This window comes from Mesobacillus foraminis (genome assembly GCF_004340465.1).
GTDB lineage: Bacteria > Bacillota > Bacilli > Bacillales > Cytobacillaceae > Mesobacillus_B > Mesobacillus_B foraminis.
Genome location: NZ_SLVV01000012.1, coordinates 36,066 through 51,409 on the forward strand (window position 1 = coordinate 36,066; position 15,344 = coordinate 51,409).

Consider the following 15,344-nt stretch of genomic DNA (forward strand, 5'->3'; position numbering starts at 1 on the left):
TCCTTTTAAAATAGGTTCAGTTATAGAATGTAGCTTCTTTAAAAAAATATTCTTGCTGTGCTTAATATTTTTTTGAAAAAAAAATTCCCAAGCCACATTCCAGCCATCCAACAGGAGATACTAAACTTTTGCAAAGCTAAAACAGATGCAACATAATAGGTATGGAAGGAAGGTGATCTTTTTGGACAACTTTACATTTGTTAATCCAACCAAGCTTATTTTTGGAAAAGGCCAGCTTGAACAGCTGAAAACCGAAGTACCTCTTTATGGAAAAAATGTCTTGCTGGTCTATGGCGGGGGAAGCATTAAGCGAAACGGCCTTTATGATGCTGTCCTTGAGCAATTGAATGCAATCGGGGCTAAAGTTTCAGAACTGTCCGGTGTGGAACCCAACCCAAGGCTGTCAACTGTCCATAAGGGAGTCAATATTTGCAAGGAAGAAGGCATAGACTTCCTGCTCGCAGTTGGCGGCGGAAGTGTCATTGATTGTACAAAGCTGATCGCGGCTGGTGCTAAATATCATGGGGATGCATGGGACATCGTGACGAAAAAGGTGCCTGCACAGGATGCGCTGCCTTTTGGCACGGTGCTGACTCTGGCCGCAACTGGTTCCGAGATGAACTCAGGGTCTGTCATCACGAATTGGGAAACCAAGGAGAAATATGGATGGGGAAGTCCTGCAGTCTTCCCGAAATTTTCAATCCTGGATCCTGTCAATACGTTTACAGTTCCAAAGGACCAAACAATCTATGGAATTGTGGACATGATGTCACATGTATTTGAACATTATTTCCATCTCACCGAGAACACGGAATTTCAGGACCGCATGTGCGAAGGCTTGCTGCTGACTGTCATGGAAACTGCTCCAAAGCTTTTGGAGGACCTTGAAAATTATGATCATCGTGCAACGATTTTATATTGCGGAACGATGGCTCTTAACGGAATGCTTTCGATGGGATACCGTGGAGACTGGGCTACACATAATATTGAACATGCCGTATCAGCGGTGTATGATATCCCGCATGGAGGCGGCCTGGCCATTTTGTTCCCGAACTGGATGAAGCATAATATCAAAGTGAAGCCGGAGCGTTTTCAAAAGCTCGCTGTCCGCGTGTTTGGAGTGGATCCGAATGGCAAGACAGCCGAAGAGGCAGGTCTGGAAGGCATCGAAAAGCTGAGTGAATTCTGGAACAGCATTGGTGCCCCTTCACGCCTGGCGGATTATGATATTGATGACAGCCAGCTAGAGGTAATGGCAGATAAAGCAGTCATCAATGGCGATTTTGGAAACTTTACAAAATTGAACAAAGAAGACGTCATGAATATTTATCGCATGTCGCTTTGAGGGAAACAACATCCTGAGCGACTACCTGAATTCCGGCCCATCCCACGGCCGGAATTTTTTATTTCCATCATTGTCGAAAAATAGTCTGAATTGAATGCGTTTACATTTAAGCGTATTCTTGATTCTTGTCCCGCCTTCCGATAAAGTGATAAAGAGACCAATATATAATGGAGGTTCAGGCATGACACATATTCGTTTTGATTATTCAAAGGCTTTAAGCTTCTTTGGGGAGCACGAAGTTACATACCTTAGAGATTTTGTAAAAGTTGCCCATCATTCCCTGCATGAAAAAACGGGTGCCGGAAGCGATTTTTTAGGCTGGATTAACCTTCCGACAGACTATGACAAGGAAGAATTCGCCCGCATCCAGAAATGTGCGGAAAAAATTAAAAATGATTCAGATATCCTGGTGGTCATTGGGATCGGCGGTTCCTATCTAGGGGCGCGTGCCGCAGTGGACTTTTTGCAGCACAGCTTCTATAATTCCCTTCCAAACGAAAAGCGCCAGACACCGCAGGTTATTTTCGCCGGCAATAATATCAGTTCCACCTACATGAAGGACCTGATGGACCTGTTGGAAGGAAAAGACTTCTCCATCAATGTTATTTCAAAATCTGGAACAACTACAGAGCCTGCATTGGCTTTCCGTATCTTCCGCAAGCTTCTTGAAGAAAAATATGGTGCTGAGGAAGCACGTAAGCGCATCTATGCAACCACCGACAAGGCAAGAGGCGCTCTTAAGACACTGGCTGATGAAGAGGGGTATGAATCCTTTATCATCCCTGATGATGTAGGCGGCCGCTATTCTGTTTTGACAGCAGTTGGGCTGCTTCCAATCGCTGTAAGCGGCGCAGATATCGAGGCAATGATGAAAGGGGCCGCTCAGGCTCAGGAAGACTTCGGAAAATCCGAACTCGAAGAAAATCCTGCGTACCAGTATGCCGCAGTCCGAAATGTTCTTTATAACAAGGGCAAGACCATTGAGATGCTGATCAACTATGAACCATCTCTTATGTACTTCTCTGAATGGTGGAAGCAGCTATTCGGGGAGAGTGAAGGGAAAGACCAAAAAGGAATCTATCCTTCATCAGCGAATTTCTCTACAGACCTTCATTCACTTGGACAATATGTTCAGGAAGGCCGCAGGGACATTTTTGAAACCATCATTAAAGTTGAACAGCCTCGGCATGAGCTTACGATTGAAGAAGAGGAAAACGATCTGGACGGATTGAATTACCTGGCAGGACAGACTGTCGATTTCGTCAACAACAAAGCATTTGAAGGTACTTTGCTTGCTCATACAGACGGCGGTGTTCCAAACCTCACTGTGACCATTCCCCAGCTTGATGAGTACACATTTGGCTACCTCGTGTATTTCTTCGAGAAAGCATGTGCCATCAGCGGCTATCTTTTGGGGGTAAATCCGTTTGACCAGCCGGGAGTGGAAGCCTATAAAGTAAATATGTTTGCTCTCCTTGGAAAGCCGGGATTCGAAGAGAAGAAGGCCGAGCTTGAAAAGCGTTTGAAATAATTTTATAAAAGCGGTCAGCTACCCGAAATCCGGGAGGCTGATTCAAGAAAGAGTGCCAGTTTATGAATTGGCACTCTTTTTTTCATGAAAACCTCTTTTTTTGTAAACACTAACAGAAAAGGAAAGGACGAGGAAAATGATTGAAATGCCATCTCAGATTGAAGGGAAAGAGTTTGGTCTTTACCAGCTGGAACAGAAACTAAAGCCTATGGGATATTCGATTGGCGGTAACTGGGAATATGACCAGGGGTATTTTGACTATAAAATCGCCGACGATAACGGCTACCAATATCTCAGGCTTCCATTCGAGGCCGTAGACGGGCAGCTTGACTCAAAAGGGTGCACTGTAAAACTCATGCGTCCATTCCTGCTCTCTCATGTTTTTGAAGGAGGCTTGGATGACCATTCCAACATCAGCAATATTTCTGCTGCATTCAACCAGTTTCAGGAGCCTGATCAAAAAGACGGAAAAGTGCCCAATCAATATATTGAAATCGGGAAATCTCTTATTAAGGAGACAGAGTCAGCATTATTGTAGGTTCTCCTCGTTTGAAATAACCAATAACTGATCTTCCTTCTCAATCTTGACCGCCTGCCGGGGATTGACGTTCACTGCGTCATTCCCTTTTTTTATTCCTAGCAAGATTTTCCCCTTGGACAGCAAAACAGCATTTGCTTCTTGAAAGCTTAAACCAAGTAATTCATGTTTTGGAAGGTGATAGTTAAGGTTCTTTGCACTCAGTTCACCCAATAAATCAAGGAGGGAGTTGGCCACTCCGGGATTATGGATACTGTCCAGAACGACGGCGCTGGTTAATCTGTTTGTCTGGATAATCTCATCTGCACCTGCCCGTTGTGCATTATTGAGCTGTTCGCTAGTGAGAATCTCGACAATGCAAAGAATATCCGGATTCAGTCCTTTTACTGCCAGCAGTGTCAGGACCGTATTCATGTCAGCCTGCATCTCATCCAAATTTTGATCGGCCGTGATGATGACCTGTTTCGCTCCGTTGATATTGGCTTTGAGGAGAATTGAATCCCGATGTGCCTTCCCTTTAATAAAGTGAATGTGATGAAATGGAAGCGGATTTTCCTGCAGGGACTCATCAATTAAAATGACATGCTGACGCAGTTCGGATAAAGAACTGATAATTTCCCTGGAGCGCTCGTTCCAGCCGACAATGATTAAGTGCCCTTCCGCCCGGTATTGGGCGTATCCCTTAATATATTCGTCCTGCTTCGTCACAGCAACAGTAGAGAGGGTTATGAAATAGGATGACAGGAAGCCGGCACCCACTAACAGCAGGATGATTCCTGCAATCCTTCCTGGCAGTGTGAGAGGGACAAAGTCTCCGTAGCCCACTGTGGAAGCGGTTATGACAGCCCACCAGATTCCATCGAAAACTGTAGGAAAGTTATCAGGCTCCAGGATGTGGATCAGGATGCCGAAAAGGCAAATCAATACGGCAGTAATGAGCAGTATTCTAAAAATAAGAGGAAGCCTGATGAAGCGGATATAGATATGCTGGTGCACGTTCGTCACTCCTTACTGGCAATAAAATTAGTACCTATTATTCCCTTGATGTCGCTGGTTGAAAACAGTGCAACTCAGGTTTCAAAACATTTCAATGGAGAACTGTGCATTTGTCCAGTCCTGCGAGCGCTTTCAGCATAATCTGAAAGTAAAAGGAGGGATTGCAATGTATTATATTATTTTATTATTTTTAGCCAATATTCTGGCTGGTTTTGCACTGCTGGAGGTTGCCGGTCTATCTGGTTTAGGAATGCTCGCAGGCTTAATGCCATTCCTGAAGGTTGTTGCCGTTATCCTCATTATTGTTTTTTCTTTAGGGCTCTTTTATCTGGGGCTCAAGTCACTGTTTAATGGCAGCTGGCGGAAGTAATAAGAAGGCCCTCCATTAATTTGGAGGGTTTTTACATTTTACATAACACAGGGAACAATCAGCAGGATAGAACGATATTCATAAAAAAGGCAGAAATGGCAAATAGCTAAGAAGAACTGGAAAATCCTTCAGTAAAAAAGGGGGACCTTGGGTTGTTCAAACGATTGAAAAACATAGCGGGGCGTAGGAAGGATAAGGCCAGGCTTAGTAAAAAAGACACCCTGGCTTCCCAAAAGAGGGAAAAAAATAAATCTGTTCAATCTTCGGTAACAGACAACTTAAATCTTTTTAAACAAATTTATAAAATTCCGGAAAACATGGATGTGAAAATTAGAGAGTTCACGCTGGGGAAGTCAGGCCGAAAAGCCGCAATCCTATTTATTAGCAGCATTATTGACAGCAAGAGGCTGGAAGAAAGCATCATCAAGCCTCTTTTGCAATGTCAGGATGATGATGCAAAGATCAGTGAGATCATTTTTAATCCCATCCTGACTCCTGTTACCGAGATAAAAAAGGTAATCGTACATCTTAACCTCGGAAATGCCGCAATTTTTTTGGATGGCGATCACACTGCCTACATGGTTGATTGTGCCAAATTTGAAAGCCGGGCGATTGAACAGCCGCAAAATGAGGCTGTTATAAAAGGCCCCAAGGAGGCATTCACCGAAAAAGTCGTTGTCAATCTCAGTCTGATCCGTAAGCGGATTAAGAATGAGAAATTAATTGTAGAGGCTACCGTTGTCTCAGAAAGGTCAAAAAATGAGGTTTTAATCTTATACATCCGCAATCTCGCAGACGAAAAAATGGTGGCCAATATTAAATCCCGGCTGGAAAATCTCTCTGTTGACGCTGTTCAAAACCTGTCATTACTCGAGCAGTATATTGAGGAAAGGAGATACTCCCTCTTTCCCAGTGTGCTTTATACGGAAAGGCCTGACCGCGCGGTTTCCTTTCTTGAGGATGGAAATATCGTCCTTCTGATGGACAACTCTCCAGACTGCATGGTTCTTCCGGCGACCTTTTGGTCCTACTTCCATTCTCCCGAGGACCATTATCTTAGATTTGCCTTTGGGAACTTTTCCAGGATTATTAGAATTGTGGCCTTATTCATTACGTTATTTACATCGGCTATTTATGTCGCCGTCACCACCTACCATGCTGAAATGATTCCGGCGGACTTATTGCTTGCGATTGCGGGAACCAGGGAGAGGGTGCCTTTTCCTGCGTTTTTTGAAATTCTTATTATGGAAATAGCCTTCGAATTGATCAGGGAAGCCGGGTTAAGGGTTCCTAATCCCATGGGTCCCACAATAGGGATCGTTGGCGCACTGATTCTTGGACAGGCTGCTGTAGAAGCCAACATCATTTCCCCCATTGTTATCATCGTTGTGGCTTTGAGCGGCCTCAGTTCCTTTGCCATCAGTGATGTGAGTCTTAATTTTGCCATTCGCATCGTCCGGTTTGGTTTTATCTTCTCTGCAAGCTTGTTTGGAATCTATGGGATGACAGCCCTCTTTATAACCGGGCTGTTTTATATGGTGTCTATTAAATCGTTTGGCGTTCCATATCTGGCTCCGATGTCCCCGCATTATGTATCATCGGGGGACACCATTTTTAGAAAGGTCGTGACCAGCGAGGTGTTCCGGCCTGGCTATCTCAAACCGGCTGATTTGAAAAAAAAAGGTGATGGTTCCACAAAATGAAACAAACAAAAGGAAAAATGGGAATCAGGGAATTTGCAGCAATACTGTTTCTTCTTATCGGGACCAAAATTACTGATGATACCCCAACCTACCTATATAGCGGGGCCAAAAACGCAGCCTGGATTTCCATGTTATTAATCAGCATGGCCTTGATTATACCGACCATCCTTTTGCTCAAGGTGCTATCGGTGCACAAGGGAAAGAACCTTCATGAAATTAATCTCTATCTTTTCGGAAAGGTTATAGGGAATATGGTTTCTTTCACTCTCTTAATCCTTGGGTTGTTGACGATTGTGATGGACTCCTCGGTATACGTAGATATCATCGGAACCATGTACTTCACAAAGACCCCGACAATCGCCATCTTTGCTGTCCTTATGTGTGTAAGTGCCTATGGAGCAAAAAAAGGGGTTGAACATATTGGCTCTGTCGCCTGGCTGGTATTTTTTTATACAAAAGTAACATTGATTGTCGCCCTATTTTTTACCTTTAAAGAGGGGAATTCGAAGCTCCTCTTTCCCATTTTAGGCCCCGGCGTTGGCGGAATTGTAAAAACAGCAGCGCAAAAATTATCAATTTTTGGCGACTTTTTTTATGCAGGGCTGATTGCCCCGTTCGTCGCAACCTTTAAGGATTTTAGAAGAGGAATGTTCTTGACCTACTTGATTCTAACGGTTGAGCTGACTGTTGCATTAATGCTTTTTGTGATGTTATTTGATTTCACTTCCGTTGAAATCTTGAACTATCCGTTCCATGAAACGATCCGTTATATTCAGATCGGTTTTTTGACAAACGTTGAAACGTTGTTTTTCCCTTTCTGGCTCGTTGCAACCTTTATCCGGTTTTCCTTTTACATCTATCTCTTTGTCCTTTTGCTGGGAGGCATTTTTAAAATCCGTGAATTTGAGTATTTAATCCCGCTGGTTACAGTCATATTCATCCTTCTTGGAATTGCCCCAGAAACACCCCTAATTACAATTTCCGAAAATAGGGATATGACTCTGCAGGTCCTCAGTCCACTGCTTTTTGTGCTGCCCTGTGTAATGTGGATTATAGCAAAAATAAGGGGGGATTTTAAAAATGAATCCTCTGTTTAAGCTTTTTTTATTAGTTCCCATCCTTTTTCTATTGGCAGGATGCTGGGATCATAAAGAAATTGAGCGGAAATCTTATGTGATCGGGATTGGCCTGGATAAAGGAAAGGAACAAGGAACATTGGAAATCACGTATCTGATTGGCAATCCGGAAGTAGGGTCCCAGCAGTCGGGTGGAAGCAGCATGGAGGAACCGTCAGAGCTTATTACGATTAATGTAACCGATTATATCTCCGCAAGGAATATAGCCAACTCCGTTATTGCACGAGAAATATCGTATGACTTATTAAGAGTTATTCTTGTTTCGGAAGAGCTTGCCAGTGATAAAGATTTTCTTCGATTCATCTACGGAACTGTCAAGGACAGAGAAATAAAGCGCAGCACCCAGCTGGTGGTCACCAAAGAAAAAGTAGGGGACTATTTAAAAAAGAATAAGCCTAAAATGGAGACGCGGCCACATAAATACTATGAGTATATGATTGACCGGGGAATTGAGACAGGCATGATTCCAGATTCGGAGCTCCATATCTTTTTTCGTGTTACCGAAGAGGATGCAAAGGTATTTCTCTCTGCCTACACCTCTTCCGAAACCACCGAGGAAGAGAAACAAGGGCCAACCCAGGACGAGTTTTATGCGGGGCAGCTTGAAGTAAAAGGGGAGACAAATAGAACCGAATTTTTTGGCTCCGCTGTCTTTCTCGAAGGAAGGATGATTGGAAAGCTGAACGGGGAAGAAAACCGGCTTGTTATGCTGCTGAATGAATTCTCGGAGATCTCTGATATCATAACGACCTTTCAGGATCCTTTTCATGAACAATATCAGCTGTCTGCAAGAATAATTGCACATAAAGAGAAAACAGTAAAAATGGAGCTGAATAAAAAGCATCCCAAGATTAGAGTGACTTTGCCGCTGAAGGTTGAGATCCTAAGCGATCCCAGCATGACCAATTACGTGGAAAAGAAAAAGGAAACAGCCCAGCTGGAAGATTATATTGAGAGCAGCATGGAAAAGAAGATTGCTGACCTAGTGGAGAGGACACAAAAGGAATTCAAGGCCGAACCATTTGGCTGGTCTCTCTATGCCAGAAAGGAATTCAAGACACTGAAGGAATATATGACATTCGATTGGATGAAAACCTATCCCGAAATTGATATCGGGGTAAAAGTTGATGTTGAGTTAGGCGAATTTGGCCGTCAGCCAAAAATTCCAGGTTTTAAAGGAGTGAGAGATTGACCTATACCATATACCTGGCAGTTATAGGAGTGGTGATCTATTCCTGCGGGTTTGCGTTATCATTATGGAAGCAGAAAAATAAACCGGGTGCATTTGTGATAGTAGTTTTGTCAGTGATTGCCCTGGTTTTGCCCTATTTTACGTATATAAAGTAAAAGAAAGCGGCCGGCTGGCCGCTTTCTTCTAGAAAATGAGTGATTCAACACCATCGATGTAAATCTCTGTACCACTGATATGGGATGATTGTCCAGAGGCCAGGAACAGGACCAAGTCTGCAACCTGCCTGGCTTTTCCAGCTCCCTGTTCAAGCGGCTGGTTGCCTTCGGGGTATTCAATCGGAATCATAATTTCTTTTAGCTGTTCTTCCTTTTTAAAAGTATTCTGGTCAATATTAGTGTCGATTGCACCAGGACAAATAATATTGACCCGTATACCGTATTGAGCCAGTTCCAGTGCGGCCATCTTGCCAAAAGCAACCTGTCCCGCTTTTGAAGAGCTGTAGGCAGACATGCCCCAGTTCTTGAATACTCTGTTTCCATTAATCGAGCTTGTAATGATGATACTGCCGCCATTTTCTTTCATATGGGGAATGGCATACTTGACAGAAAGGAATGTGCCTTTGAGATTGGTTTCCAACGTATCGTCCCAATCATCCGGTGAAATATCCTCAATCGGGGCTACCACACCGTTGATTCCTGCATTTGCAAAGACAACGCCAACATGGCCCCACTTGGATGCCACCTGCTCGAAAGCCTCCTTGACATCTTTCGGCTTTGAGACATCTGCTTCGAGAACCATGGCCTCGCTGCCCATATCTGTAATTTGCTGCTTGACCTCAGCGATATTCTCCTCTTTTAGATCTATCAGAGCCACCCTTGCACCATTTTCTGCTAACTTAAGAGCGGCTGCCCGGCCGATTCCGGAGCCGGCACCTGTTATGACTGCTGTTTGACCTTGCAATGTTTTTTCCATCCAACATCCTCCTCTAATGAACATTTTCTAGATTGATTTATTCACAAAAATTGTTTGAATTAAACCCGCTTCCCTTTTAATACCCCCTGTAAAAGAAAAGTATGTAAAAAATTCTTGTCAAATTAGCAAGCTGCCATGAGTTGGGAAGGAGATATTCATTAATGTGGGAGAGTTATGCATCAAAAAACAGGATTTATAGATCAATCATTCGGATTTAATGAAAAACCTGTGTCGGGGCTGTGAAAAGGGGAGGAAAACCTAAGTTGGTTATGTCCTGATTTAAAACAAATTCTGGTTTATGCATCGTTGCCTGGAGAGTTATGCATCGATTATTGGGAGTTATGCATCAGAAAACAGGATTTATCGATCAATCATTCGGGTTTAATGAAAAACCAGTAGCGGGGCTGTGAAAAGGGGAGGAAAACCTAAGTTGGTTATGTCCGATTTAAAACAAATTCTGGCTTATGCATCGTTACTGAAGAGTTATGCATCGATTATTTGGAGTTATGCATCAGAAAACAGGATTTATCGATCAATCATTCGGATTTAATGAAAAACCGGTGTCGGGGCTGTGAAAAGGGGAGGAAAACCTAAGTTGGTTATGTCCTGATTTAAAACAAATTCTGGTTTATGCATCGTTACTGAAGAGTTATGCATCGATTATTGGGAGTTATGCATCAGAAAACAGGATTTATCGATCAATCATTCGGATTTAATGAAAAACCGGTGTCGGGGCTGTGAAAAGGGGCGCTGCCTTTTACAAATTTTCAAGAAAAACCAGAGATGATGAATAGGCAGGTTACACAGTCTTTACAGAAAAAAATGAAGGGGGTATGATAACTGCATTCGGCATTTTTTTCTTATGGAATACATACCCCGAAGGAAGTACCCGGGGCGGAAAACATAATATAGGGCTCATGTTCCATACTAAATATAGTAAATCAGGCACTAGTTCAACCTGAGTGAAAAGGTTGATCGCCGAGAATGTACGGGTATTTAAATGGGGAGGCATTTCTCTTATTCCTTTCCCCTTATTGAACGACGATTTAGCGTCCCAGGCATGCTTATATACAGATTTTCAGTCTGAGACCCATATCCGGGAGAGAAATCATGATTGGCTAGGAGGAACACCATGAAAAGACAATTTGCAGTGATTGGCATGGGCCGTTTCGGCTCTAGTGTGGCGGCCACTCTTTTTAAAGAGGGGCATGAGGTTTTGGCAATTGATAAAAGTGAAGAGAATATTGACGACCATAAAGATACGGTCTCCTATGCGGTTATTGGCGATTCTACAGAAGAAGAAACCATGAAGGCAGTTGGAATCAGGAATTTTGATACAGTTATCGTCGCTATTGGTGACGACATTCAGGCCAGCATTCTGACAGTGTTGCTGCTGAAAGAAATGGGTGTGAAGCATGTTGTTGCAAAAGCCCAGAACAAGAGCCACGGGCAGGTACTATCCAAGGTTGGGGCAGACAGAATCATTTTTCCTGAGCGGGATATGGGCGAACGGGTGGCACATCAGCTGATGGCATCACCCAATGTGCTTAATTTTATTGAGCTTGCTGATCATTACAGCATTGAAGAAATCAAAGTACCTGCCAGCATGGAGGGCAGAAATCTCCGTGAACTCGATCTTCGGGCTAAATTTAACGTTACGGTTGTAGCCATTAAAGAACGAAATAAAATAAATATAGCCCCCGACCCAGAGGAGACCCTTGAGCCAGACGATATATTACTTGTCATTGGGGAGAACTGCGATTTAGAGAAGTTTGAACGGGCAAAGTAATAGCAAAGCTGGAAGGACAGAATTGACGTTTTGGTGAATAAGTCTGGGATTAGGTTTTCCAAATATATGTAAAAAAGTATGCTGAATCCACCTGTTAGGAATATATTTCATGTAATCAGGAATAAAAGCTATGAAATCAGGAATAAAAGCTATGCAATCAGGAATAAAAGCTGGGCAATCAGGAAAAGTGCTCTGCAATCAGTCTAGAATAAAAACAACAAAAGGCAAGCCCGCACGGGGCTTGCCTTTCATGTTATTCCGCCTGTGGTGCCGCGCCCACTTTTTCCTTTGACTGCTCCAGCGGCAGGGGGTTTCCGCGGAGTTCGGAGGTTAGGGAATCAATACTTTGCCTAACATTGGCTTTCCCTGAGAAATTTTCGATCAGTTCTTTAACATCGATGCCTGAGGAAGCCTTTAGGCTTTCTTGAAGGCCGGCCATGAGGTTTGTAGCATACCCGGTGACTTTATTAGCCCCGCCGTTCGCCCCGCTGCCTCCGGTATCAACAACAGTAATTTTGTCAATATTGCCCAATGGGCCTGCCACTTGTTTGGCATATTCAGGCAGCATTTTTAAAATCATATCGAGAGTCGCGGCCTGGCCAAACATTTCGAAGGCTTCGGCAATTTTTTCCTTTGCCTGGGCTTCGGCCATCCCTTTTAATCGGATAATCTCGGCTTCTGATTCCCCCTGGGCTTTTTGGGCCTCCGCCTTGGCGAGACCATCCATTCGAACCCTTTCAGCTTCAGCGCGTGCCATGGCTTCAATCCTGTATTTATTGGCGTCAGCCTCGGCCATTTCTTTTGCTTTTTGTGCGGCAGCCGATTGTTCGACGGCATAGCGGTCCGCGTCCGCTTTCTTTTTCACTTCCGAATCATACTGACGCTCACGGCGCTGAATTTCTTTTTCTTCTAGCTCAATTTGTTTCTGGCGCTCAATAATCCTAACCTGCATCTCTTGTTCTGTAACATCCTGTTTGGAGCGGGCTGTTTCCAGATCGTACGCCTGGTCAGCGCGCGCCTTGGCTATATCCTGCTCCCGACGGTATTCGGCAACCTTCAATTTATTGATTTTCTCTGCTTCAGCGATTTCTGTAGCCCGTTCAAATTCCGCTTTTTTAGCTTCCTTATCGGCTTCTGCCTTTTTAATCCGGGTTTCCTTTTCGGCGTCCGCTGTAGCAATATCTGCATCCCGTTTTACCTGGGCAATCCGGGGCTTCCCGAGTGAATCGAGATACCCGTTTTTATCCCGGACATCCTTGATTGTAAAAGATACAATGGTCAAACCCATTTTTGCAAGGTCCTGAGAGGCGACACGCTGGACCTCCTGCGAGAATTTATCTCTGTTCTTATAAATCTCTTCCACTGTCATCGAACCAAGAATGGAGCGCAAATGACCTTCAAGTACTTCCCGCGCTTCATTTTCCCGGTCTTCCTTTGACTTGCCAAGGAATTGCTCGGCCGCCGTCGCAATCTCACTGATAGAGCCGCCAATTTTAATGATGGCCGTTCCATCAGCCATGACAGGGACACCTTGCTCGGTATATACTTCGGGAGTAGTTACCTCAAGCTTGCTTGACAATAGGCTCAAAGGGCGTGCCTGCTGAAATACAGGGAAAATAAATGCACCGCCGCCCCTGATGATTTTTATCCGGTTGCCTGATTCGTCTACATGTACATTCTTGCTGCCTAGGAAACTCCCGGTTACAATCAAAGCCTCATCAGGTCCAGCTGTTTTATACTTCGTAATAAAGACACCTATTAAAGCTAAAATTAAAAAAACAGCGATTGCAGTGACAATCCAGACCATGCTCATATCAATGACCTCCTAATAAAAGTTCTCCATTTCTTCATACAGGCCGACTTCAAGGACACCATCGGCCACGTCAATAACCAGCACTTTGCTTCCGGATGGAATTGTTCTTTTATTAAAGCTGACCGCAGGCTTGGCAATCCGCCCGCTGATGCTTTCAATCAGCACTTCACCATATCCATCTTCAGGGACAGTCGTTATGACTGTACCAGTCCTGCCCCTTAAATCCGTTTCCTTGTACACCAGTGATTCTTCGGCAGCAGATAATGGGATTAAGACAAAAATATTTAACAGTATGACAAGAATAAGGGAAATAATGGCCGAAATAACGGCAATCAATATACTGTGAAACGAGGTAAGTACCTCGGCTGCATATCCTGCGGCCGAGAAAATGGCGATGAAAGAAAAAATCAGGACAGGGTTGATCAGTCCATCCAATAAGCCGCTCAAAGCATCGCCGAAGAACAGGTAGAGAAGAGTTACGGCACCTGAGAAAATCAAGGCATAAAAATATACTGTTTCAACAGGCAAACCAAATAGCTCCATTGTTCATCGTCCTTTTTAGAATCTTTAATGGTTTTTAGACAAACTATGCTTTTGTGTGACAAGCCCTCCTCCCTGTTACTGAATAGTCTTATTACGGATAAAAAAGGAAAATAGTTTCAAATAATAAAAAAATTACTTTTTCTTCTAACCCTTATGGATAAGCATGGCGAACGAAAAGGAACTCAATTTCAATTTTATTTGCCGGAACTTTCCTTTAGAATAAAAAGAAGGCAAGACAGGCGGCAGGAGGACTGTGTGTTAAAAAAATTTAAGAAGGTGAATGCATGAGACAAAAAGATATCTTCATTGCTTTTTTCCGTTCGGGAATATTGGGCTATGGCGGGGGCCCCTCCTCGATTCCTCTTGTACATAAAGAAGTAGTAGAGACGTTTAAATGGATGGACTCCGATGAGTTCAGTGACATCCTTGCTCTCGGGAATGCTCTCCCAGGTCCGATCAATACAAAAATGGCTGGATACATTGGCTATCGGGTAGGAGGAATTACCGGAATGATAAATGCCATTCTGGCTTCAGTGACCCCGTCCATTATTTTAATGATTCTTTTGCTGACAGGCTTAAATGCCTATAAAGATGAAGCATGGGTGAAGGGGATGGCGGAAGCCGTGGTGCCGGTGGTGGCAGTAATGCTCGGTGTCCTGACATGGGGCTTTGTTGAAAAGTCGGGAAAGTCGAAAATCGGATGGCTTTGGACATTCTGTCTGATTGGGATTAGCCTCCTGTTGCTTGAGGGCTTGAATATCCATCCAGCGTTCATTATCTTTGCCTTTTTGGCCGGTGCGCTGCTAATTCCTGTTTCTGGGAATGGGCAAAAGAGAAATAGGGGGGGTGAATAATGCTTTATATTCATATATTTTTAGCTTTCTTTATTCCCGGGATTCTCGGCTATGGCGGAGGTCCGGCTTCGATTCCATTAATCGAAAATGAGGTAGTGGACCGGTATGGATGGCTGTCAGTGAAAGAATTCAGTGAAGTGCTGGCGCTCGGAAATGCCTTGCCTGGCCCGATCGCAACCAAGATGGCAGGGTATATCGGCTATGAGGTGGGCGGAATAGCGGGAGCAGCAACAGCAGTCTTTGCCTCGGTCGCGCCCTCTCTGGTTCTGATGATTGGCCTGCTGGGACTGCTAATGAAATATAAGGAATCACCGAGGGTTAAACGGCTTACGATTGTCGTCAGGCCAATTATCGCTGTGCTGCTTGGCATTATGACATATGATTTCTTTTTTTCCTCTAATGAAAGTGTTGGAACCATGCAAACCCTTTTTATTGGGGGAATCAGCTTCATATTAATGGAAAAGCTTAAAATTCATCCTGCCTATGTCATTGCAGGAGCCTTGATTTACGGTGCCATTGTTCTATCCTAAAAAGAGCTCGATGCTCGCCATTGAAAAGTCTT

General features: G+C 43.9%; 15 protein-coding genes. 11 read left to right on the forward strand and 4 right to left on the reverse strand.

Annotated features, from left to right (window positions below; genetic code table 11):
* The first annotated feature begins 181 nt into the window (after window positions 1-181).
* From EV146_RS20975 to EV146_RS20985, 3 genes are all read left to right on the forward strand, one after another.
* Complete coding sequence (locus EV146_RS20975) at window positions 182-1,345, forward strand: iron-containing alcohol dehydrogenase (protein WP_132010431.1); 1,164 nt, start codon at window positions 182-184, stop codon at window positions 1,343-1,345.
* Between the two features lie 181 nt (window positions 1,346-1,526).
* Complete coding sequence (locus EV146_RS20980; protein ID WP_132010433.1) at window positions 1,527-2,876, forward strand: glucose-6-phosphate isomerase; 1,350 nt, start codon at window positions 1,527-1,529, stop codon at window positions 2,874-2,876.
* Between the two features lie 136 nt (window positions 2,877-3,012).
* The gene (locus tag EV146_RS20985; RefSeq protein WP_132010435.1) at window positions 3,013-3,414 is read left to right on the forward strand and encodes a YugN-like family protein; all 402 of its coding nucleotides are present in this window, start codon (window positions 3,013-3,015) and stop codon (window positions 3,412-3,414) included.
* Here the strand turns inward: EV146_RS20985 and EV146_RS20990 are convergent.
* A complete protein-coding gene (locus tag EV146_RS20990; RefSeq protein WP_132010437.1) occupies window positions 3,406-4,410 on the reverse strand; it encodes a potassium channel family protein in 1,005 nt (334 codons plus the stop codon). The genes EV146_RS20985 and EV146_RS20990 overlap by 9 nt on opposite strands.
* Before the next feature lie 166 nt (window positions 4,411-4,576).
* Between EV146_RS20990 and EV146_RS20995 the strand changes: the two genes are divergently transcribed.
* The 5 genes from EV146_RS20995 to EV146_RS27205 all read left to right on the forward strand — a co-directional run bounded on the left by EV146_RS20995 (window position 4,577) and on the right by EV146_RS27205 (window position 8,966).
* Window positions 4,577-4,780 carry a hypothetical protein gene (locus EV146_RS20995; RefSeq protein WP_121611207.1) on the forward strand — a complete coding sequence of 68 codons (204 nt, stop codon included), beginning with the start codon at window positions 4,577-4,579 and terminating at the stop codon, window positions 4,778-4,780.
* Between the two features lie 152 nt (window positions 4,781-4,932).
* A complete protein-coding gene (locus tag EV146_RS21000; protein ID WP_241993998.1) occupies window positions 4,933-6,483 on the forward strand; it encodes a spore germination protein in 1,551 nt (516 codons plus the stop codon).
* Window positions 6,480-7,580: a GerAB/ArcD/ProY family transporter gene (locus tag EV146_RS21005; RefSeq protein WP_132010439.1), complete on the forward strand. Its 1,101-nt coding sequence runs from the start codon at window positions 6,480-6,482 to the stop codon at window positions 7,578-7,580. Before EV146_RS21000 ends, EV146_RS21005 begins: the two co-directional genes overlap by 4 nt.
* Window positions 7,564-8,811 carry a Ger(x)C family spore germination protein gene (locus tag EV146_RS21010; RefSeq protein WP_132010441.1) on the forward strand — a complete coding sequence of 416 codons (1,248 nt, stop codon included), beginning with the start codon at window positions 7,564-7,566 and terminating at the stop codon, window positions 8,809-8,811. The genes EV146_RS21005 and EV146_RS21010 overlap by 17 nt, the downstream gene beginning before the upstream one ends.
* Entirely contained in the window at window positions 8,808-8,966 is a 159-nt protein-coding gene (locus tag EV146_RS27205) for a hypothetical protein (RefSeq protein ID WP_158287160.1), read from the forward strand. The genes EV146_RS21010 and EV146_RS27205 overlap by 4 nt, the downstream gene beginning before the upstream one ends.
* Before the next feature lie 28 nt (window positions 8,967-8,994).
* On the opposite strand, the gene EV146_RS21015 is transcribed toward EV146_RS27205, so the two are convergent.
* Window positions 8,995-9,783 (reverse strand): SDR family oxidoreductase, encoded by a 789-nt coding sequence (locus EV146_RS21015; RefSeq protein ID WP_132010443.1) that lies wholly within the window; start codon window positions 9,781-9,783, stop codon window positions 8,995-8,997.
* 1,132 nt (window positions 9,784-10,915) lie between these two features.
* Here EV146_RS21015 and EV146_RS21020 point away from each other — a divergent pair.
* Complete coding sequence (locus EV146_RS21020; protein WP_121611211.1) at window positions 10,916-11,572, forward strand: potassium channel family protein; 657 nt, start codon at window positions 10,916-10,918, stop codon at window positions 11,570-11,572.
* Window positions 11,573-11,825: 253 nt separating this feature from the next.
* Here EV146_RS21020 and EV146_RS21025 read toward each other — a convergent pair whose 3' ends face one another.
* Both EV146_RS21025 and EV146_RS21030 read right to left on the reverse strand, forming a co-directional pair.
* On the reverse strand, window positions 11,826-13,385 hold the full coding sequence (locus EV146_RS21025; protein WP_132010445.1) for a flotillin family protein: 1,560 nt from the start codon (window positions 13,383-13,385) through the stop codon (window positions 11,826-11,828).
* Window positions 13,386-13,397: 12 nt separating this feature from the next.
* On the reverse strand, window positions 13,398-13,928 hold the full coding sequence (locus EV146_RS21030) for an NfeD family membrane protein (RefSeq protein WP_132010447.1): 531 nt from the start codon (window positions 13,926-13,928) through the stop codon (window positions 13,398-13,400).
* Window positions 13,929-14,212: 284 nt separating this feature from the next.
* On the opposite strand from EV146_RS21030, the gene EV146_RS21035 reads away from it, so the two are divergent.
* Both EV146_RS21035 and EV146_RS21040 read left to right on the forward strand, forming a co-directional pair.
* Complete coding sequence (locus tag EV146_RS21035; RefSeq protein ID WP_132010449.1) at window positions 14,213-14,782, forward strand: chromate transporter; 570 nt, start codon at window positions 14,213-14,215, stop codon at window positions 14,780-14,782.
* Window positions 14,782-15,312, forward strand: a complete 531-nt coding sequence (locus EV146_RS21040; RefSeq protein WP_132010451.1) for a chromate transporter — start codon at window positions 14,782-14,784, stop codon at window positions 15,310-15,312. Before EV146_RS21035 ends, EV146_RS21040 begins: the two co-directional genes overlap by 1 nt.
* Window positions 15,313-15,344 lie beyond the last annotated feature (32 nt).